The 19,820-nt window shown below is 62.4% G+C and carries 17 protein-coding genes; 7 read left to right on the top strand and 10 right to left on the bottom strand.

Translation table 11 applies throughout. The features are described 5' to 3' along the window. Positions 1-102 precede the first annotated feature (102 nt). The 5 genes from dinG to TRP66_RS07130 all read left to right on the top strand — a co-directional run bounded on the left by dinG (position 103) and on the right by TRP66_RS07130 (position 6,204). Positions 103-2,247, top strand: a complete 2,145-nt coding sequence (gene dinG, locus TRP66_RS07150) for an ATP-dependent DNA helicase DinG (protein ID WP_333400678.1) — start codon at positions 103-105, stop codon at positions 2,245-2,247. Positions 2,248-2,400: 153 nt separating this feature from the next. Next, positions 2,401-3,549: a serine hydrolase domain-containing protein gene (locus tag TRP66_RS07145; protein ID WP_333400677.1), complete on the top strand. Its 1,149-nt coding sequence runs from the start codon at positions 2,401-2,403 to the stop codon at positions 3,547-3,549. A 180-nt stretch (positions 3,550-3,729) separates the two neighbouring features. Then, complete coding sequence (locus TRP66_RS07140; RefSeq protein WP_333400676.1) at positions 3,730-4,851, top strand: OmpA family protein; 1,122 nt, start codon at positions 3,730-3,732, stop codon at positions 4,849-4,851. A gap of 90 nt (positions 4,852-4,941) precedes the next feature. After that, complete coding sequence (gene pdxH, locus TRP66_RS07135) at positions 4,942-5,589, top strand: pyridoxamine 5'-phosphate oxidase (RefSeq protein WP_333400674.1); 648 nt, start codon at positions 4,942-4,944, stop codon at positions 5,587-5,589. A gap of 150 nt (positions 5,590-5,739) precedes the next feature. Then, positions 5,740-6,204 carry a glycine zipper 2TM domain-containing protein gene (locus tag TRP66_RS07130; RefSeq protein ID WP_333400673.1) on the top strand — a complete coding sequence of 155 codons (465 nt, stop codon included), beginning with the start codon at positions 5,740-5,742 and terminating at the stop codon, positions 6,202-6,204. A 53-nt stretch (positions 6,205-6,257) separates the two neighbouring features. On the opposite strand, the gene nhaA is transcribed toward TRP66_RS07130, so the two are convergent. The 4 genes from nhaA to TRP66_RS07110 all read right to left on the bottom strand — a co-directional run bounded on the left by nhaA (position 6,258) and on the right by TRP66_RS07110 (position 10,673). Beyond that, positions 6,258-7,436 (bottom strand): Na+/H+ antiporter NhaA, encoded by a 1,179-nt coding sequence (nhaA, locus tag TRP66_RS07125; RefSeq protein ID WP_333400671.1) that lies wholly within the window; start codon positions 7,434-7,436, stop codon positions 6,258-6,260. A gap of 167 nt (positions 7,437-7,603) precedes the next feature. Continuing rightward, complete coding sequence (locus TRP66_RS07120) at positions 7,604-9,214, bottom strand: NAD(P)/FAD-dependent oxidoreductase (protein ID WP_333400670.1); 1,611 nt, start codon at positions 9,212-9,214, stop codon at positions 7,604-7,606. Between the two features lie 129 nt (positions 9,215-9,343). Further along, positions 9,344-10,024 (bottom strand): COG3650 family protein, encoded by a 681-nt coding sequence (locus TRP66_RS07115; RefSeq protein WP_333400669.1) that lies wholly within the window; start codon positions 10,022-10,024, stop codon positions 9,344-9,346. A gap of 49 nt (positions 10,025-10,073) precedes the next feature. Continuing rightward, entirely contained in the window at positions 10,074-10,673 is a 600-nt protein-coding gene (locus TRP66_RS07110; RefSeq protein WP_333400668.1) for a short chain dehydrogenase, read from the bottom strand. A 102-nt stretch (positions 10,674-10,775) separates the two neighbouring features. On the opposite strand from TRP66_RS07110, the gene TRP66_RS07105 reads away from it, so the two are divergent. Beyond that, positions 10,776-11,675, top strand: a complete 900-nt coding sequence (locus TRP66_RS07105; protein ID WP_333400667.1) for a LysR family transcriptional regulator — start codon at positions 10,776-10,778, stop codon at positions 11,673-11,675. Between the two features lie 135 nt (positions 11,676-11,810). Here the strand turns inward: TRP66_RS07105 and TRP66_RS07100 are convergent, their stop codons facing one another. The 5 genes from TRP66_RS07100 to TRP66_RS07080 form a co-directional block, all read right to left on the bottom strand. Then, positions 11,811-12,512: an ABC transporter ATP-binding protein gene (locus tag TRP66_RS07100; RefSeq protein WP_333400666.1), complete on the bottom strand. Its 702-nt coding sequence runs from the start codon at positions 12,510-12,512 to the stop codon at positions 11,811-11,813. Further along, positions 12,513-13,280 carry a high-affinity branched-chain amino acid ABC transporter ATP-binding protein LivG gene (gene livG, locus TRP66_RS07095; RefSeq protein ID WP_333400665.1) on the bottom strand — a complete coding sequence of 256 codons (768 nt, stop codon included), beginning with the start codon at positions 13,278-13,280 and terminating at the stop codon, positions 12,513-12,515. Then, on the bottom strand, positions 13,277-14,530 hold the full coding sequence (locus TRP66_RS07090) for a high-affinity branched-chain amino acid ABC transporter permease LivM (RefSeq protein ID WP_333400664.1): 1,254 nt from the start codon (positions 14,528-14,530) through the stop codon (positions 13,277-13,279). Before TRP66_RS07090 ends, livG begins: the two co-directional genes overlap by 4 nt. Continuing rightward, entirely contained in the window at positions 14,527-15,450 is a 924-nt protein-coding gene (livH, locus tag TRP66_RS07085; RefSeq protein WP_333400663.1) for a high-affinity branched-chain amino acid ABC transporter permease LivH, read from the bottom strand. The genes TRP66_RS07090 and livH overlap by 4 nt, the downstream gene beginning before the upstream one ends. A 215-nt stretch (positions 15,451-15,665) precedes the next feature. Then, positions 15,666-16,790 (bottom strand): branched-chain amino acid ABC transporter substrate-binding protein, encoded by a 1,125-nt coding sequence (locus tag TRP66_RS07080; protein ID WP_333400662.1) that lies wholly within the window; start codon positions 16,788-16,790, stop codon positions 15,666-15,668. Positions 16,791-17,097: 307 nt separating this feature from the next. On the opposite strand from TRP66_RS07080, the gene TRP66_RS07075 reads away from it, so the two are divergent. Next, a complete protein-coding gene (locus tag TRP66_RS07075; RefSeq protein ID WP_333400661.1) occupies positions 17,098-17,400 on the top strand; it encodes a DUF2288 domain-containing protein in 303 nt (100 codons plus the stop codon). Positions 17,401-17,518: 118 nt separating this feature from the next. Here TRP66_RS07075 and TRP66_RS07070 read toward each other — a convergent pair whose 3' ends face one another. After that, positions 17,519-19,807: a putative bifunctional diguanylate cyclase/phosphodiesterase gene (locus TRP66_RS07070; protein ID WP_333400659.1), complete on the bottom strand. Its 2,289-nt coding sequence runs from the start codon at positions 19,805-19,807 to the stop codon at positions 17,519-17,521. Between the last annotated feature and the right edge of the window lie 13 nt (positions 19,808-19,820).

Below are 19,820 nucleotides of genomic sequence, written 5' to 3'. Positions count from 1 at the left end.
AGCGCCCACTTCGAACCACTGAAAATTTATCCAGCCTTTTGAAGGGTGTTTGCAGACCTGTCTGCCAGCGCCTCCAGAAGACGTACGCCGAACACCGAGCCAATGATCAGTACCGAACTCAAATCCCAGATCCAGGGCGCCTATTCGCGTTTCCTCGAAGCCAAAAGCCTCAAGCCGCGCTACGGACAGCGTCTGATGATCGCCGAAGTCGCCAAGGTGCTGGGCGCGGTGGAGACCGACGACGAAGGCCGCCGCTCGGGCGACCCGGCGGTGGTCGCCGTGGAAGCGGGGACCGGTACTGGCAAGACCGTGGCCTATGCCATCGCGTCCATTCCGACCGCCAAGGCTGCGGGCAAGCGGCTGGTAATCGCCACCGCGACCGTGGCCTTGCAGGAGCAGATCGTCCACAAGGACCTGCCCGATCTGATGCGTAACAGTGGTCTCAATTTCAGCTTCGCCCTCGCCAAAGGACGCGGTCGCTACATGTGTTTGTCCAAGCTGGACATGCTGTTGCAGGAAAGCGATGCGACCAATGCCACGGCACAGTTGTTCGAAGAAGAAGGCTTCAAGATCGAGGTAGACGAAGCCAGCCAGAAGCTGTTCACCAGCATGCTGCAGAAACTGGCGGGCAACAAATGGGACGGCGACCGGGACAGCTGGCCTCAGGAACTGCCTGATCAGGACTGGGCGCGCCTGACCACCGATCACAGCCAGTGCACCAACCGGCACTGCCCCAACTTCCAGCAATGCGCGTTCTATAAGGCTCGCGAGGGAATGGGCAAGGTCGATGTGATCGTGACCAACCACGACATGGTCCTCGCCGATCTCGCCCTGGGCGGCGGCGCGGTCCTGCCGGACCCGCGTGACACTCTGTACGTGTTCGACGAGGGCCATCACCTGCCCGATAAGGCCATCGGACATTTCGCGCATTACACGCGCCTGCGTTCCACCGCCGACTGGCTGGAGCAGACCGCCAAGAACCTGTCCAAACTGCTGGCCCAGCATCCGCTGCCCGGCGACCTGGGCAAGCTGATTGAACAGGTCCCGGAACTGGCCCGGGAAATCAAGGGGCATCAGCAGTTCATGTTCGGTGCCTGCGAGCAACTGGCCGATTTCCGCGCCGGTGAAGATATGCAGGGCCGCGAGCGGCCTCGCCACCGTTTCGTCGGCGGGGTCATTCCCGAACACATCCGGGAAATGGGCATCGAGCTCAAGAAAGGCTTCGCGCGCCTGGACGATCTGTTCACGCGCCTGACCGAACTGCTCAAGGAAGGCATGGACGGCGAGGTCAACATCGGCATCGCCAGCCATCAGGCCGAAGAGTGGTACCCGCTGTTCGGCAGCCTGTTAGCCCGTGCCCATGGCAACTGGGAGCTGTGGACCGCATTCACCGCCGAGGACCCGGAAGACAGCCCGCCCATGGCGCGCTGGCTGACGCTGGCCGACAGCGGCGCGCTGTTCGACATCGAGGTCAACGCCAGTCCGATCCTCGCCGCCGAAATGCTGCGTCGCAATCTGTGGAACGTCGCCTACGGCGCGCTGGTGACTTCGGCAACGCTCACCGCGCTGGGCAAATTCGACCGCTATCGGATGCGCGCCGGGCTGCCGAAGGCCGCCGTGACCGCCGTGGTGCCCAGTCCTTTCCATCATGCCGACGCGGGAGTACTGCGGGTTCCCGATCTCAAGGCCGACCCGCGCGATGCCGTGGCGCATACCGCCGCGATCATCCGCGAATTGCCGGAGCTGGTAGAGGGTTCGCGCGGCACCCTGGTGCTGTTCTCGTCGCGTAAACAGATGCAGGACGTGTTCGACGGTCTGGACCGTGACTGGCGCAAACAGGTATTCATTCAGGGCAACCTGTCGAAACAGGAGACTCTGAACAAGCACAAGGCGCGGGTGGATGGCGGCGATTCGAGCGTGCTGTTCGGTCTGGCGAGCTTCGCCGAAGGCGTGGACTTGCCTGGCGCTTATTGCGAGCACGTGGTAATTGCCAAGATTCCATTCGCCGTTCCTGACGATCCGGTCGAAGCGGCGCTGGCCGAATGGATCGAAGCGCGCGGCGGCAACCCGTTCATGGAAATCGCCGTGCCGGACGCATCGTTGCGTCTGGTCCAGGCATGCGGACGCCTGCTGCGAACCGAACAGGACCGCGGCACCATCACGCTGCTGGACCGCCGCGTGGTGACCCAGCGCTATGGCAAGGCGATCCTCAATGCGCTGCCGCCGTTTCATCGCGAAATTTCCTGAACCCGACCGCGAGCAGTAGGAGCCAGCTTGCTGGCGATCCTGCTTGCCGGCGATCCTTCTTGCTGGCGATAAGCGCACCGGTGCTGTTCCCAAACCGCCCAATCGCTGAAACAATGCACGCCTTTTTCCAGATCGGTCAGGCGGAGGCAGCGGGTGCAGATTCAGGGTCATTTCGAGCTTAAATTCGAAGCGGTGCGTGAAGCCTTCGCTGCTCTGTTCGAAGATCCTCAGGAGCGCGGCGCGGCATTGTGCATTCAGGTCGGTGGCGAAACCGTCGTCGACCTCTGGGCCGGCACTTCCGACAAGGACGGCGCCGAGGCCTGGCACAGCGACACCATCGCCAACCTGTTCTCTTGCACCAAACCCTTTGCCGCGGTCACCGCGCTGCAACTGGTCGACGAGGGCAAGCTGCGTCTCGACGAACCTGTCGCCAAGCTCTGGCCGGAGTTCAGTGAGGCCGGCAAGGCCACGATCACCCTGCGTCAGTTGCTCTGCCATCAGGCCGGCCTGCCGGCATTGCGCGATATGCTGCCGGCCGAAGCCCTTTACGACTGGTCGGCCATGACCGGCGCGCTGGCCGCTGAACAGCCGTGGTGGACGCCGGGGCAAGGTCATGGTTATGCGGCCATCACCTATGGCTGGTTGGTGGGCGAAATGCTGCGTCGAGCCGATGGTCGCGGACCGGGAGAGGCTATCGCCGCGCGCGTTGCGCGACCGCTGGGACTGGATTTTCACGTCGGCCTCGACGATGCCGAATTTCATCGCGTTGCTCACATTGCCCGCGGCAAGGGCAATGCCGGTGACGAGGCCGCGCAGCGCCTGCTACAGACGACCTTGCGTGAACCAGGATCGATGACGGCCCGCGCGTTCACCAATCCGCCGTCGATCATGACCAGCACCAACAAGCCCGAGTGGCGGCGCATGCAGCAGCCCGCCGCCAATGGTCATGGCAATGCCCGCAGCCTGGCCGCTTTCTACGCGGCGTTGCTCGATGGCAGCCTGCTCGAAGCCGAGTTGCTCAATGAGCTGACGCGCGAACACAGCCTGGGCCAGGACAAAACCTTGCTGACGTCGACGCGATTCGGCCTCGGCTGCATGCTCGATCAGCCGGCGCTGGCCAACGCCACCTACGGCCTGGGACCAAAAGCGTTCGGCCATCCCGGCGCCGGGGGCTCGGTGGGGTTTGCGGATCCCGAATACGACGTCGCCTTCGGGTTCGTCACCAATACCCTGGGGCCTTATGTGTTGATGGATCCCCGAGCACAAAAGCTGGTGCGTACGCTGCGTGAGTGTTTGCAATAAGTATCCGTGGTAAGTGCTTGTTTCATACCGACTGTCAGGTAATCGGCTGTAACAGGAACCGTACGACGGTTTCCTTTTCCATCTGTATCTTCATGCGTGTTATACGGACGGTGCTTTGTTGACATAGCCTTGTCGACGCAGCTTCGTTCCCTTGTCCGAACAAACTGTTGTGGGTCATTCATGTTATCCAATAAAAGCCTCGTTCTTGCCCTCTGCCTGGCCGCCACCGGCTGCGCCCAGAATCCTCAAACCGACAGCGCCGATACCGGAAGCCATTGGTGGCAGTTCGGTTCCGACAAGGGTAGCGATGCCCAGGCCGTCAACGCGCCTGCCGCCGATGCCGCGAAAGCAGCGCCGGTTGCCAAGGCCGAGCCGGCGAAAGATGCCCGGTCCGACAGCAACAGCCCTTGGTATTGGCCGTTCGGATCGGACGACAAGACGCAGGCCAAAGCCGACGCCAAGCCCGATGCGGCGGCGGGCAAGGCCGCTGACAAGCCGGCGCCTGCGCTGGTCGCCAAGTCCGAGACCGACAGTAAGTGGTGGTGGCCTTTCGGTAGCGACAAGAAGGACGAGCCCAAGGCTGCGCCGATGCCTGATCCCAAAGTCACAAAGGCTTGGCTGGACGAATACGAACCGCGCCTGCGTGCCGCGATCAAGGACAGCCCGTTCGAACTGGAACGCCGCGACGACCTGCTGGCGATCACCGCACCTGTCGACAGCTCTTTCAACCCCGACCGTCCGGCCATGCTGCTGCCTGTGACCCTCGGCCCGATCACCCGGCTCGCCAAACTGCTCGAGACTGACCAGAAGACCGCGGTGCTGGTGCTGGGCCATGCGGACACCACTGGCGCGACCGAGACCAACCAGAAGATCAGCCAGCAGCGGGCGCAGTCGGTTGCCGCGATCTTCCGTCTCAGCGGTCTGGAGCGTAATCGTCTGAGCCTGCGCGGCATGGGCGCGGTCATGCCGCGCGCCGCCAATGACAGCGCTCAGGGTCGCGCCCTGAACCGTCGCGTGGAAATCCTGGTGACTCCGGAAGACACCATGGTGGCCTTGATGAGCCGCTACGTCGTGCCGCCAACCGCGCCGACCATGGTCGCTGTCCAGGACGTCAAACCGGCCGCGGCGGCACCCGCGCCTGCGAAGAAGGCCGCGCCCGTGAAAAAGGCAACCGCCAAGAAAGCCGCGGCCAAGACCACCGCGAAAAAAGCGCCGGCCAAAGCCGCCGCGAAAAAGCCTGCTACCGCCAAGGCCCCGGCCAAGGCTCCCGCCAAGAAAACCAACGATCAAGCCAGCAACTGATCGAGTGGTTCACCTGTCGCGAGCAAGTGCCGCTTGCTCGCGACAGCGTTGCGCAGAACAATGTCGCTTTCACCTCGACGGAGAAACGCGATGACAGATTCCCTGGCCGACATGCGCCGTGACTACACGCGCGATGGGTTGACCGAAGCCCAGGCTCCCGATGAGCCGTTCGCACTTTTCCAGAAGTGGTTCAACGAAGCGCGGCAGACCGAACAGGCCCCCGTGGAAGCCAATGCAATGACCCTGGCGACCGTCGATGAGCAGGGACGTCCTCACTGCCGGGTCCTGTTGCTCAAGGGGCTCGACACACACGGTTTCACTTTTTTCACCAACTACGACAGCGCCAAGGGACAGCAACTGGCGGCGCAGCCGTTCGCGGCCATGACGTTCTTCTGGCCCGCGCTCGAGCGGCAGGTTCGCATCGAAGGACGGATGGAGAAAGTCTCGCCAGAAGAATCCGACGCTTACTTCCAGATCCGTCCGCTGGGCAGTCGCCTGGGCGCCTGGGCCTCGCCGCAGAGTCGGGTGATCGCCGACCGCGCCGAACTTGAAGGGCTGCTGAAACAGACCGAACAGCGCTTCCTCGACTCCCAGCCACATTGCCCCGAGCATTGGGGCGGTTATCGCTTGCTACCCGATCGCATCGAGTTCTGGCAAGGGCGCTCCAGCCGGCTTCATGACCGCCTGAACTATCGCATTGCGGATGGACAGTGGATACGCGAACGCCTGGCACCCTGATTGAATTAATGACCGGCGCCGCCGTCTTAATCGTTACGAAGGCGGTCGCTGTATAACGCCTGAATAGAACTCAATTTGCAGGTGCAGGGGCCGTGACAGCATCGATGCCGCCACGTCTAATGGCTACTGTTCCCCTTGGAGATACCCGTTATGCGCAAGTCTGCTCTTCTGGTCGCCTCGTTCACTGCTATGGCGTTGACGCTGGGCGGCTGTACTTCCAACCTCACCGGCGACTCCTACTCCCGTGATGAAGCCCGGACCGTACAGACAGTGCGCCTGGGGACCGTCGAGTCACTGCGTCCGGTCAAGATCGAAGGCACCAAGACCCCTATCGGTGCGGGAGCGGGCGCTGTGGTCGGCGGTGTAGGCGGTAGCGCCATTGGCGGCGGGCGTGGTAGCGTCGTGGCAGCGGTGATCGGTGCCGTAGCCGGTGGTCTGCTGGGCTCCATGACCGAAGAAGGCCTGACCCGCACCCAGGGCGTGGAAATCACCGTTCGTGAAGACGACGGCAGCATGCGCGCCTACGTGCAGCAGGTTCAGGAGAACGAGATTTTCCGGGTTGGCGAGCGTGTCCGCATCATGACCGTCAATGGCACCAGTCGCGTCACTCACTGACGGGCTCGCGCTGCAAGCAAAACCCCGGCGCGTGCCGGGGTTTTTTATGCCTGTCAGTTTCGCTCGGAGTGGCCGCGGCAGGTTGCCCACATGATGACGTAGCCGATCAGGGCCGCCAGTAACGAACCGCTCAGGATGCCTATCCGGTCGATACCCGCGTAGTCGCTGATGCCGGGTTCGAAGGCCAGCGAGCCGACGAACAGGCTCATGGTGAACCCTATGCCGCACAGCACCGAGACCCCCAGCACCTGGCCCCAACCGGCATTATGAGGCAGCGCGGCAAGGCGCAGCCTGACGGTCAGCCAGGTCAGACCGAATACACCCAGCGTCTTGCCGACCAGCAGCCCTGAAGCGATGCCCAGCGGAACCGGCAGTGTCAGGCTTTGCCAAGTGACCCCGGCCAGCGATACGCCCGCATTGGCAAACGCGAATAGCGGCAGAATCGCGTAGGCCACCCACGGGTGAAGCGCGTGCTCCAGCGTCAACAGCGCCGACTGCTTGCGGCCATTGACGCGCAGCGGGATGCAGAATGCGAGCACAACGCCTGCCAGCGTTGCATGAATACCGCTCTTGAGGACGCAGATCCACAGCACCGCGCCGACCAGCAGATACGGCGCCAGCCTGCCCACGCCCAGCCGGTTCATCGCAATCAGTACGAGCAGGGCGACGGCTGCCAGCGCCAGCGACAGCATCGACAGTTCACCGGAGTACACCAGTGCGATCACGATGATCGCCCCCAGGTCATCGATGATCGCCAAGGTCATCAGGAACAGTTTGAGCGAGACCGGTACGCGCCTGCTCAGCAGCGCAAGCACGCCGAGCGCGAACGCGATATCGGTCGCCATGGGAATGGCCCAGCCAGCCAGCGCGGCGTCGTTTCCCCGGTTCAAGGCCACGTAGAGCAGCGCCGGAACGAGCATTCCGCCAATCGCTGCCGCTCCCGGCAGGATGATCTGGGAGGGTTTCGAGAGATGGCCTTCAAGCACCTCGCGTTTGACTTCCAGGCCAATGACCAGGAAGAACAGCGCCATCAGACCGTCGTTGATCCAGAGAAGCAGAGGTTTGTCGATGCTCAGCGCGCCGATCCGGGCGACCACCGGCGTCTGTAGAAACGCCTCGTACAGCCAGGAAAGCGGGGAGTTGTTGATCAGCAGCGCGAGGGCCGCAGCGGCGATCAGCAGCATTCCTCCGGCCGCTTCGAGCTGGAAAAACCGGACGATGGTATGTCTCATGGGTCTGGCTACTCAGTTGGATTCCGCGAAAGCGCGGGCCGGTGTATATCCGGCCCGCGAGTCGACGAATCCTAGCAACTGAGCCATGCCGCGAAGCTGCGGCACGTCTGTTTCGCTTGTAGGACGTTTCTGAAAGTCGAGCGTGGCGAGCCGCGCTCGACCAACATTTATTCCAGGCCCAGCATGTTCTTCGCCAGCGCTTCGGCGATGCGGATGCCGTCCACGCCCGCGGAAAGAATGCCGCCGGCATAACCAGCGCCTTCACCGGCCGGATACAGGCCTTTGACGTTGAGGCTCTGCATGTCCGCGCCCCGGGTGATGCGTACCGGGGCCGAAGTTCGTGTCTCGATGCCGGTCAGTACGGCGTCATGCAGCGAGAAGCCCTTGATCTGCTTGTCGAACGCGGGCAGCGCTTCACGAATGGCCTCGATGGCGAAAGCGGGCAGGGCGTCTGCCAGGTCCACCAGCTTCACGCCGGGCTTGTACGACGGCTCGACGCTTCCCAGCGCGGTGGACGCCTTGCCGGCGATAAAGTCGCCGACCAGTTGCGCAGGCGCCTCGTAGGTCCCGCCGCCCATGACGAACGCATGGGACTCCAGACGCTCCTGCAGTTCGATACCGGCCAGCGGGCTGCCCGGATAATCCTGCTCGGGGGTGATGCCGACCACGATGCCGGAGTTGGCATTACGCTCGTTGCGCGAGTACTGACTCATGCCGTTGGTGACGACACGGTTGGGCTCGGACGTGGCTGCCACCACCGTACCACCCGGGCACATGCAGAAGCTGTAGACCGAGCGACCGTTGCTGGCGTGGTGTACCAGTTTGTAGTCGGCGGCGCCCAGCTTGGGGTGTCCGGCGTATTTGCCCAGACGGGCCTTGTCGATCAGCGATTGGGGGTGCTCGATGCGGAAACCCACCGAGAACGGCTTGGCTTCCATATAGACGCCACGACCGTGAAGCATGCGGAACGTATCCCGCGCGCTGTGACCCAGGGCCATGATCACGTGCCGGGACTCGATCACCTCGCCGCCTTCGAGCGCCACGCCATGAACCTGTCCGTCTTCGATCAGCAGGTCGGCGACCCGCTGCTCGAAACGCACCTCGCCACCGAGCGCCTTGATCTGTTCGCGCATGTTTTCCACGACACCGGTCAGGCGGAAGGTGCCGATGTGTGGCTTGCTGACGTAGAGGATTTCCTCCGGAGCGCCGGCCTTCACGAACTCCTGCAGCACCTTGCGACCGTGGAACTGCGGGTCCTTGATCTGGCTGTAGAGCTTGCCGTCGGAGAAAGTCCCGGCGCCGCCTTCGCCGAACTGCACGTTGGATTCGGGGTTGAGTACGCTTTTGCGCCACAGGCCCCAAGTGTCCTTGGTGCGCTGGCGTACTTCCTTGCCTCGTTCGAGCACGATCGGCTTGAAGCCCATCTGCGCCAGCAGCAAGCCCGCGAAGATTCCGCATGGACCGAAACCGACCACTACGGGTCGTTCGCTCAGTCCGGCCGGCGCCTGGCCGACGAACTTGTAGCGGACATCCGGCGCCGGGCCGATATTGCGGTCATCGGCGAACCGGCGCAGCACGGCCGCTTCGTCACGGACTTCGAAATCCAGGGTGTAGATGAATTGCAGCTCCGAGGACTTCTTGCGCGCATCGTAACTGCGCTTGAAGAGGGTGAAGTCCAGCAGATCGCTGCTGTCGATGCCCAGGCGCTGCAAGAGCGCGACGCGCAAGTCTTCGTCCGGGTGATCGAGCGGCAGCTTGAGTTCGGTGATTCGTAACATTGAGGGGTCCAGTTTTCGGGCTGCAGAGTCAGCCCGACAGCACTACGAGAACCGGCGATTATAAGCGCTGAACCCCTCGCGGGGCGAGGCCGGACAAGTTGCGGTGCCCGGCGGTCGCCTCGCCGGGGATCAGTCTTCCCGGGCGCCGCCGTAATAACCGCAGCCGCGCTGGGTCTGACCGTTGATGCGCAGCTCGGCGCTCAGGTGCTGTACCGAGCCGTTGACCGGATCCACGCAGCGCTGCGGAGCAACCCAGACCTCGATTCGCTGGTTGTCGGCTTCGCTGCTGATACTGAAACGCCCGTCCGGCATCTGCTCTTCGACGTATGGCAAGGCCAGCGGCGGTTGTCCCTCGCGCTCGATGACCATGCCCTTGCCGCTGACATTGACGTTCCAGGCCGGCGCATTGCCGCTGACATGCAGGGTCAGGCGCTTGAAGTTCGCATCTTCACAGGCTTGCGCCGGGCGCTCGACACGATACACCTGATGCAGATCCAGCTGACCGTCACTATTGGCCGCCTTGCTCGCCGCGAATCTGCCGCGCAGGTCGGCGAACACCCGACCGCTGCTGTCGGCAAGATTGGTGGCCTCCTGAAGAATCCCGGTGTTGCCCCGATCCTTCACCACGTACCGGCGCTGCTCGCTGCACGGCTGGAACAGCAACTGGCCGCCATCGCCCGTCAGGTTGCCTTGCATGCGCAGCATGCCGGCGGTGGAGACTTTCGGCGCATCGGCCGACAGCCCGAGCAACTGGCAACCGGCGAACAGTGGAACAAGGGCGAACAGCAAGGCACAGCGAGCAGCGGACATGAGTGGGTCTCCAGACAAGTGCCGCCACGTTACGCAGACTGCCGCCCTATCACAAGACCCGATAAGTCCGGCCGGTGTGCAGCCCTTCGACGCTGCGCGCGTAGGCCAGTGCCACATCGGCAGCCGGAACGGGTTTGGAACCTCGGAAGTACGGCGCATACTCGTCCATCGCTTCCACCAGCACGTTGGCGCTGATCGAATTGACCCGCATGCCACGCGGCAGCTCGATGGCAGCGGCGCGCACGAATGCGTCGATGCCGCCGTTGACCAGGCTCGCCGAGACACCGGACAGAATGGGCTCGTCGCTCAGGATGCCGGAAGTCAGCGTGAATGAAGCGCCGTCGTTGGCGTAGTGCTGGCCGATCAGCAGCAGATTGACCTGGCCCATCAGTTTGTCCCGCAAGCCCAGGTCGAAGTCCGCTTCGGTCATGTCTTTCAGCGGCACGAACCTGACATTGCCGGCCGCGCACACCAGCGCATCGAAAGGGCCGGTGCGCTCGAACAGACGGCGTATCGACGCGCTGTCGCTGATGTCCACCTGCTCATCGCCGCTGGTGCGGCCGATTCGAATGATCTCGTGACGCGGTGCCAGCTCGCGTTCGACGGCCGACCCTACGGTTCCGCTGGCGCCGATCAGAAGGATTTTCATGGTTTTCTCCGCAGTGAACGAATGAGCGGCCAGTCTAGTAAGCTGTCGTCATTGCGATAAAGGCGCTAATGGGAAACCTTTGGTTCTGTATGGGAAACAATCGTGACTGATATCGAAGACCTGGCGGCGTTTGCCGTGCTGATGGAGGCGGGGAGCTTTACCCTGGCGGCGGCGCGTCTGGGTTGCAGCAAGGGGCGGCTGTCCAAGCGGATTTCCCAACTGGAAAGAAGTTACTCGGTGCAGTTGCTGCATCGCACCACGCGCAGTCTGAGCCTGACGTCTGCTGGTCAGGCGCTGTTGCCCGAGGCTCGCTTGCTGTTGACCCATGCGCAACGCGCGCGGGATATCGTTGCGTCGATGCGCGATGAAATAGCGGGGCGAATTCGCATTACAGTGCCGGTGTCACTGGGCGAGACGTTTTTCGAAGGGATTTTCGCAGGCTTCGCGGACGAGCATCCGCAGGTGCGTATCGAGCTGGAGCTGGAGAACGCCATGCGCGATCTGCGCCGGGATGGCTTCGACCTTGCGATACGAGGCCGGGTCGATACCGACGAGCGACTGGTGGCGCGGCCGTTGTTACTGATGCAGGAACTGACCTGCGCCAGCCCCGCCTATCTGGAACACTTCGGCTGGCCGCAAAGCCCGGATCAACTGGCGGCGCACAGATGCCTGCTGCACAGCCGGTCCGCAGAGCCAGGCCAGTGGCTGTATCACCGCGATCACGAGCTGACTCGCGTCCCGATCGACGGCCGGTTCGCAAGCAATCACTACAGTCTGTTGAAAAAGGCCGCGCTGTCCGCTGCCGGTATCGCACGGCTGCCGTCCTACATGGTGCATGAAGAGATCAGCGACGGGCGCCTGTGCTGGTTGTTGCAGGACTGGCGGACCGCCAGCGCACCGCTGTTTCTGGTGCACCCCTATGAAAGCGAAGTGCCCAGACGCGTGCAGGTGCTGGCGGACTACCTGATGGCGTGGTTTCAGAGAGCAATATCCGGCGGTTAGCATTCGCGCTGTTCGTAGGAGCGGCTTTAGCCGCGAGAGGCCGGTGCAGCCGACGCATCGCCTGCGCCTGACGGATCTTTCGCGGCTGAAGCCGCTCCTACAAGGGCCAGCGGGGCCGTAGGAGCGGGACGGCCATCAACCGCCGAGGTAGGCATCCCTCACTTTCGGATCGACCAGCAGCTCCTCCCCGGTACCCTGCATCACCACTCGACCGTTTTCCAGCACGTAGGCACGGTCAGCGATTTTCAGAGCCTGGTTGGCGTTCTGTTCGACCAGGAACACCGTGACGCCGTCACGCCGCAGTTGCTCGACGATCTCGAAGATCTGCTGAATGATGATCGGCGCCAGACCCAGGGAAGGCTCGTCCAGCAACAAAAGCTTGGGTTTGCTCATCAGCGCCCGGCCGATGGCAAGCATTTGCTGTTCGCCGCCGGACATGGTGCCGCCGCGCTGGGTGAAGCGTTCCTTGAGACGCGGGAACAGTTCCAGCACCTTGTCCATCTGTTCCTGGTAGTCACCTTTCCCGGTGAAGAAACCGCCCATCGCCAGGTTTTCCTCGACGGTCAGGCGTGCGAACACGCGCCGGCCCTCGGGCACCACCGCAATGCTCTTGCGCATGATGATCGAGGATTCCAGCCCGACCAGTTCCTCGCCCATGTAACGAATGCTGCCACTGTGGGCGCGGGGCGATCCGCACAGGGTCATGAGCAGAGTCGACTTGCCCGCGCCGTTGGCGCCGATCAGTGTGACGATCTCGCCTTGGCGCACATCGACGTTGACGCTGTGCAGTGCCTGGATCTTGCCGTAGAAGGTAGAAACGTTTTCGAACTGCAGCATTTACGCTTCCCCCAGATAGGCTTTGATCACATCGGGATTGTCGCGAATCTGCTCCGGCGTGCCGTCAGCCAGAGGCGTGCCCTGGTTGATCACCACGATATGGTCGGAAATGCTCATCACCAGCTTCATGTCATGCTCGATCAACAGGACGGTCGCGTTGTGCTCGTTGCGCAACACGCCGATCAGTGCCTTGAGGTCATCGGTTTCGCGAGGGTTGAGGCCCGCCGCGGGCTCGTCGAGCATGAGGATGCGCGGGCGCGTCATCATGCAGCGGGCGATTTCCAGGCGTCGCTGCTGACCGTAGGCCAGGGTTCCGGCAGGGCGGTTGGCGAATTCCTTGAGGTTCACCGCTTCCAGCCAGAAAGCCGCGTATTCCATTGCTTCGCGTTCGCTGCGACGAAACGCCGGGGTCTTGAACAGGCCCGACAGGAAGTTGGTGTTCAGGTGGCGGTGTTGGGCGACCAACAGGTTCTCGACCGCGGTCATTTCCTTGAACAGACGCACGTTCTGGAAGGTCCGCACCACGCCCTTGCGGGCGATCTGGTGCCCTGCCAGCCCCTGGATTTCCTCGCCGTCGAGCACGATGGTGCCGCCGGTGGGCTTGTAGAAGCCGGTCAGGCAGTTGAAGACGGTGGTCTTGCCGGCGCCGTTGGGGCCGATCATCGAGACGACCTGTTTCTCATTGACGGTCAGGGCCACGCCGTTGACGGCCAGCAAACCGCCAAAGCGCATGCTCAGGCCTGTGGCCTGCAGAAGAGGGCGGCTCATTTGCGCAACTCCATGTGTGGGCGTTGCATCGGCAGGAAGCCCTGAGGACGCCAGATCATCATCAGCACCATCATGGCGCCGAACATCAACATGCGGTAATCGCTGAATTCACGCATCAGTTCAGGCAGCAGGATCATCACGATCGCAGCCAGGATCACGCCCAGTTGCGAGCCCATGCCGCCCAGCACCACGATGGCGAGAATGATCGCCGATTCGATGAAGGTGAAGGATTCGGGCGTGACCAGTCCCTGGCGCGCGGCAAAGAAGCTGCCAGCGAAACCGGCGAACGCCGCGCCCAGGGTAAAGGCCGAGAGTTTGATCACGGTCGGGTTCAGGCCCAGCGCGCGGCAGGCGATTTCGTCTTCACGCAAGGCTTCCCAGGCGCGGCCGATCGGCATGCGCAACAGGCGGTTGATCACGAACAATGCGACCAGGGCCAGCAGCAGGGCGATCAGGTACAGATAGATCACCTTGCTGATCGGGCTGTAGGTCAGGCCGAAGAACTCGTGGAATGTCTGCGCGCCTTCCGCCGCCCGACGATCGAAGCTCAGGCCGAAGAAGGTCGGCTTCTCGATGTTGCTGATGCCGTTCGGACCGCCGGTGATTTCGGTGAGGTTACGCAGGAAGATGCGGATGATCTCGCCAAAGCCCAGCGTCACGATGGCCAGGTAGTCGCCTCGTAGTCGCAGTACCGGGAAGCCCAGCAGGAAACCGAACAGCGCCGCCAGCAGACCTGCCAGTGGCAGGCATTCCCAGAAGCTCAGGCCGAAGTAGTGCGACAGCAGCGCATAGCCGTAGGCGCCGACCGCGTAGAAGCCGACGTAGCCCAGGTCGAGCAGGCCGGCCAGGCCGACCACGATGTTCAGGCCCAGGCCCAGCATCACATAGATCAGGATCAGCGTGGCAATATCCACCGCGCCGCGCGAGCCGAAGAACGGCCAGACGAATGCCAGCACGATCAATGCCGCCAGGCCCCAGCGCTGGGTTTTGGGCTGAGTCAGGAAATCACTGGTTTTCGCCGGGATCAGCGGTTTGCCCGAGCCTTGGCGCAGGCCGCTGATCTGCTGGGCGAACAGCACCCGCAGGAACATCAGCACCGAACAGATGGCGATGATCACCAGGGTCATGGGGCTGGCATTCTGCACTTGCAGGGTCACGCCGGAAAAGGCCAGTTTCAGGCCCAGCACCGGGTAGGCCACGGCCCACACCAGCGCGGCGCTGAACAGCGCCTGTTTGAGAGACTTGCTCATACTTTCTCAACCTCCGGACGGCCCAGGATGCCGGTCGGCCGGAACAGCAGAACCAGGACCAGCAGGCCGAAGGCCACGACATCCTTGTACTGATCACCAAAAATATCAGCGCCGAAGGCTTCAGCGACGCCCAGCACCAGACCACCGAGCATGGCGCCGGGAATCGAGCCGATGCCGCCCAGTACCGCGGCGGTGAACGCCTTGAGGCCTACCAGGAAGCCCGCGTTGGGGTTGATCACGCCATATTGCATGCTCAGCAGCATGGCCGCGACAGCTGCCAGCGCCGCGCCGACGACAAAGGTCAGGGCAATGATGGCGTTGGTATTGATGCCCAGCAGGTTGGCCATTTTCATGTCTTCGGCGCAGGCGCGGCAGGCACGACCCATGCGCGAGCGGGAAATGAACAGGGTCAGGCCGGTCATTGCCAGCAAGGTGACGACGAATACCACGATCTGCATGTAGGAAATCAACACTTCCTCGGCGCCGCCCGGTCCGAAGGACAGGCTGCCCGGAAGCAGGTTGGGAATAGCGAAGTTGCCGGAACCCTGGGAAAGCTGCACCGCGTTCTGCAGGAAGATCGACATGCCGATCGCGGAAATCAATGGAATCAGGCGATTGCTGTTGCGCAGCGGGCGGTAGGCAACCCGCTCGATGCTGTACCCGTAGGCACTGGTGACGATGATCGAAGCGGCGAAACCGGCGATCATCAACAGCGGCAGGCTGTGGATGCCCATCATGGCCAGTCCGGCCAGGGCCATGAAGGCAACGTAGGAACCGATCATGTACACCTCGCCATGGGCGAAGTTGATCATTCCGATGATGCCGTACACCATCGTGTAGCCGATGGCGATCAATGCATACGTACTGCCAATGGTCAGGCCATTGACCAGCTGCTGCATATAGTGGAATAACTCGGGCATTTACCGCGCTCCTAAAAACCTGCTCTGCATTTCTCTGGCTGGCGCCGGTTCGCATTCTCGCGATGCGTTGCCGGGTGGTGCCGCCAGCGAACCGCTGGTAACGGTTTTAAGATTTTCAGGGGGCCTCGCTATCCGGATCACGGCAAGCGAAACCTTGATTCGTAAAACAAAGCCCACTGCGAGTGCAGTGGGCTTCGATAGTCAACGCAAGCAGCTTACTTGGCGGCTTCGGTCTTGGGCTTGCCGAAGTGCCATTCGTAGACCACGAACTGGAAGTTCTTCAGGTCGCCCTTGTCGTCATAGCTCAGCTCGCCCATAGGGGTCTTGAAGGTGCCGGCGTGGATGGCAGCTGCCACCTTGTCGGTGTCTTCGGACTTGGCGGCGGCGATGCCATCGGCGATCACCTGCACAGCGGAGTACGACGGATAGACGAACGGGCCGCTAGGGTCCTGATTCTTGTCTTTGAACGCCTTGGTCAGCGCCTGGTTGGCAGGGTCCTGGTCGAAGGATTTCGGCAGGGTGACCAGCAGGCCTTCGGATGCATCGCCAGCGATCTGCGAGATGGAGTCGTTGCCGACGCCCTCAGGACCCATGAAGCGGGCTTTCAGACCTTTTTCCTTGGACTGGCGCAGGATCTGGCCCAGCTCCGGGTGGTAGCCGCCGTAGTAGACGAAGTCGACATTGGCCTGCTTGAGCTTGGCGATCAGCGAGGAGAAGTCCTTGTCGCCCGGGTTGATACCTTCGAACAGGGCAACCTTGATGCCTTTGCCTTCCAGCGTGCTCTTGACCGCGGAAGCGATGCCTTCGCCGTACTGTTGCTTGTCGTGAATGACGGCAACGGTCTTGGGCTTGGCGACGTCGGCGATATAGTTGCCGGCGGCCGGACCCTGGGCGCTGTCCAGACCGATGGTGCGGAACACCAGCTTGTAGCCGCGATTGGTGATGTCCGGGCTGGTGGCAGCCGGAGTCACCATGATGATGCCTTCGTCTTCATAGACGTCGGAAGCCGGTTGAGCGGAGCTGGAGCACAGGTGGCCGATGACGTATTTCACGCCGTCGTTGACCACCTTGTTTGCCACGGCAACGGCCTGCTTGGGTTCGCAGACGTCGTCGTACTCGACGGCTTCGAGCTTCTTGCCATCGACGCCACCCTTGGCGTTGATCTGCTCGATCGCCATCTTGGCTCCGTTGAACTGCATGGTGCCGTATTCGGCAACCGGACCGGTCTTGGGACCGGCGATACCGATCTTGATGGTATCGGCTGCGAACGAATGGCTGGCGACCCCTGCCATCACCAGCGCGGCAAACAGCTTGGAAAGCGTGTTGGTACCCTTAGTCATGATGCTCCACTCTTGCTTTGTCGTTTTTATAATCCCGATGGCCTAGGCTTCAGGACCGGATTGGGCACCGGTCGCTTCCCCGCTCGGCCAGCTGTACTGGCACAGTCTAGAATGCCGGTCGCTGACTTGGAAAGCCGGATGCTCGAAAGCGAGCCGCTGCCTGTCACCTGATCAAGTAAAACAGCCGCAATGCACCATGCCCGAACGGTCGGGCCGCTGCCTTTGGGCTATCGATCGTCTGTTTGCGGGTTTGTCCAGGCAAGAGGCGGCGCTATCATTGCGCCGATTTTCTTTCTGGTGAAACCCCATGACGCAAGAACCTAGCACCCTCTATGCCAAACTGCTTGGCGAAACCGCTTCGATTACCTGGAAAGAATTGCAACCATTCTTTGCCAGGGGTGCCCTGTTGTGGGTCGACGAATCCCTGGATCTGATCGAAGTGGCCGAAGCGGTCGCGGAAAACGCGGCTCCACGGGTTTCGGCGTGGTTGAGCTCCGGACAGCTCGGGAAGGTGTCTGAAGCCAAGGCAATGGAGCTGGTTGAGCGTGATCCGACCCTCTGGGCGGTCGTAGTGGCACCTTGGGTTCTGGTCCAGGACAGGGCATCCTGAATCACTGCGCACCTTTATGGTGCTATCGAGAGCGCCAAAATGGGTGGGACGGTAACCTCGGCGGCGAGGCGGTAGCGAAAAGCTACATTCCCTCGCCGTGCCGCTCAGCAGGGCACTCTCAATCCGACCTGCGGCTGCGCGTGCTCCGGGGGCCGAATGGCTCGTCGAGCGCGTACGCGTCCATCGCCAGTTCCATGACAGGCATGGAAGCGGGCTCCAGCAGCAGCGACGCCGGCCAGGGACTTTCCGCAGGCCGACTGTTCCTCTGTTCGATCATCGGCAACAGGCTGGTCAAGGGCTGGGGCCGTCCCAGCAGATAGCCTTGCGCATAGTCGGTGCCGAGCTGGCTGATCATTTCCAGTTGCTCGGGGGTTTCGACACCTTCGCAGACCACCCGCAGACGGAGGGTGTGCGCCATGACTATCAGCGCGTGAACCAGCTCGACGTCATGGGGCGCCCTGGGCACGTCGGCGATGAACGATCGATCGAGCTTGATGGTGTCCAGCGGCAAGCGCCTCAGGTAGGCCAGCGATGAATAGCCGGTGCCGAAATCGTCGATGGAAAGCGACACGCCCAGCTGCCGGATCTGCTTGAGCACCTGCACGCTCTTGCCAATGTTGCCCATCAAGGCATTTTCCGTGATCTCCAGCTCAAGCCGGCCGGGGTCGACGCCGTGCTGTTGCATGGCCTGTGCGAACTCGTCGGCAAGCTCGTCACGGGCCAGATTGAGCGCGGAGCAATTGACAGAGATGACCAGCCTGGCCAGACCGTTCTCCCGCAGGGTTCCCAGATCGCGGCAGGCACTGTGCAGCACGAAGTTGTCCAGCTCGGCGATCAGCCCGTTGCCTTCGGCGATACCCAGGAAGCGCTCGGGCACCAGCAGGCCCTGCTCGGGATGTTGCCAGCGAATCAGTGCTTCAAGCCTGGCGACATGCCCGGTCCGCAGGTCCACGACGGGCTGATAATGAACCTCCAGCCCGGTGCGTTCGCGTAGTGCGGTGCGAAGTTCTTCTTCCAGATGCAGCTCCAGGTTCGCGCGGGTCTTGAGCGCGGCGCTGAAGAAACTCACGCGATTGCGCCCGCTGCCCTTGGATTGATAAAGCGCCAGATCGGCGTTCTTGAGCAACTCCTCGGCGCTGGCGCCGTCGCGCGGGTAAATCGCAATGCCGATGCTGGTGGTCATCACCATGCGCCGTGTCGCCAGGGTGACCGGTTCCTTCATTTTGCGCATGACCCGGTTGGCCAGCCGTCGCGCTTCCTCCTGAGTCGGAATGCTGATGAGAATGCAGAACTCGTCGCCGCCGAAGCGGGCCACCACGTCCTGGGCGCGAGTAGCGCTGCGCAGGCGTTCGGCGATGATCCTGAGCAGTTCGTCACCAGCGTCGTGGCCTAGGCTGTCGTTGATGCGTTTGAAATGATCGATGTCGAGAAACATCACGGCCAGCAGGCCGTCGCCGGTGCTGTGCTCCAGCAGCTTTTCGGCGAACAGCTGATCGAAGCCGCGCCGGTTGATCAGGTTGGTGAGCGGGTCGTAATGAGCGACTTGCTGGAGAGACGCCCGCGCCTGATCGAGCTGGGTCAGCAGGCGGTTGACGCGCCTGAGATCGCGGTCCTTGCTTTGCAGCTTTTTGTCGGCCATGGCGGCGCTCACGCTGCCGGCCATGATCAGCAGCGTGATCGCGGCAATGGTGAGTGCCAATTGGAGACTGTTTCCGGCCTGGGCGGCTTGCAACTCTGTGCCTTCAGGCAGGACCAGATGCAGCGCCCGCATGCCAGTCAAGTGCAAGGTGAGCAGGCCGGTGCCCACCAGCAGGCTCGCGCCGTAACGATACATCTCGTCGAACATGCCGCCGGTGCGGCGTATATGACGAGACAGAATGAGCAAGGTGAGGCTGGACAGGATCGCAACGAGCACCGACAGGCCGACCAGTCTGGGATCGTAATACTGCACGGCCTGGGAACGCATGGCCGACATGCCCACGTAATGCATGACGCTGATCCCCAGCCCCATGCCCAGTGATGTGAGCAGGGCGCGCGGGAGGGTGAGCGTCGCGGCGGTCAATGCGCCGACGCCCAGCCAGCACGCCAGCAGCACGATCAGCAGCGAGGCGAGGGTGATCGTCAGGTCATACTCGATGGTCAGGGGCGTCTGAAAGGCCAGCATGCTGATGAAGTGCATGGCCCAGATTCCACCCGCAAGGCAGAGCGCACATAAAGCTTTCCAGACCCTTCGACTGCGCACCGCTTCGGCTTGCATGGCGCGCTCGGCGATGTCCAGCGTGGCGAAACTCGCCGCGCAGGCGACGCCAAACGCCAGCGCCACGAGAAAAAGGCTGTGGTTGCAGTTGATCAGCACTTGCCCGTTCGCCGGAAAATCGACGAACAGGTTCACACTCAGCCATTCCATTAGCGAGCCCCCA

Origin of the sequence: Pseudomonas sp. JDS28PS106 (genome assembly GCF_036706555.1) — a bacterium.
Classification (GTDB): Bacteria; Pseudomonadota; Gammaproteobacteria; order Pseudomonadales; family Pseudomonadaceae; genus Aquipseudomonas.
This window is presented reverse-complemented; position numbering and strand designations above follow the sequence as displayed.

What these genes read in the sequence shown, in the direction of transcription:
- dinG (WP_333400678.1), top strand. Translation starts at nt 103, where the DNA reads ATGATCAGTACCGAACTCAAATCCCAGATCCAGGGCGCCTATTCGCGT.
- TRP66_RS07140 (WP_333400676.1), top strand. Translation starts at nt 3,730, where the DNA reads ATGTTATCCAATAAAAGCCTCGTTCTTGCCCTCTGCCTGGCCGCCACC.
- pdxH (WP_333400674.1), top strand. Translation starts at nt 4,942, where the DNA reads ATGACAGATTCCCTGGCCGACATGCGCCGTGACTACACGCGCGATGGG.
- TRP66_RS07130 (WP_333400673.1), top strand. Translation starts at nt 5,740, where the DNA reads ATGCGCAAGTCTGCTCTTCTGGTCGCCTCGTTCACTGCTATGGCGTTG.
- nhaA (WP_333400671.1), bottom strand. Translation starts at nt 7,436, where the DNA reads ATGAGACATACCATCGTCCGGTTTTTCCAGCTCGAAGCGGCCGGAGGA.
- TRP66_RS07120 (WP_333400670.1), bottom strand. Translation starts at nt 9,214, where the DNA reads ATGTTACGAATCACCGAACTCAAGCTGCCGCTCGATCACCCGGACGAA.
- TRP66_RS07115 (WP_333400669.1), bottom strand. Translation starts at nt 10,024, where the DNA reads ATGTCCGCTGCTCGCTGTGCCTTGCTGTTCGCCCTTGTTCCACTGTTC.
- TRP66_RS07110 (WP_333400668.1), bottom strand. Translation starts at nt 10,673, where the DNA reads ATGAAAATCCTTCTGATCGGCGCCAGCGGAACCGTAGGGTCGGCCGTC.
- TRP66_RS07100 (WP_333400666.1), bottom strand. Translation starts at nt 12,512, where the DNA reads ATGCTGCAGTTCGAAAACGTTTCTACCTTCTACGGCAAGATCCAGGCA.
- livG (WP_333400665.1), bottom strand. Translation starts at nt 13,280, where the DNA reads ATGAGCCGCCCTCTTCTGCAGGCCACAGGCCTGAGCATGCGCTTTGGC.
- TRP66_RS07090 (WP_333400664.1), bottom strand. Translation starts at nt 14,530, where the DNA reads ATGAGCAAGTCTCTCAAACAGGCGCTGTTCAGCGCCGCGCTGGTGTGG.
- livH (WP_333400663.1), bottom strand. Translation starts at nt 15,450, where the DNA reads ATGCCCGAGTTATTCCACTATATGCAGCAGCTGGTCAATGGCCTGACC.
- TRP66_RS07080 (WP_333400662.1), bottom strand. Translation starts at nt 16,790, where the DNA reads ATGACTAAGGGTACCAACACGCTTTCCAAGCTGTTTGCCGCGCTGGTG.
- TRP66_RS07075 (WP_333400661.1), top strand. Translation starts at nt 17,098, where the DNA reads ATGACGCAAGAACCTAGCACCCTCTATGCCAAACTGCTTGGCGAAACC.
- TRP66_RS07070 (WP_333400659.1), bottom strand. Translation starts at nt 19,807, where the DNA reads ATGGAATGGCTGAGTGTGAACCTGTTCGTCGATTTTCCGGCGAACGGG.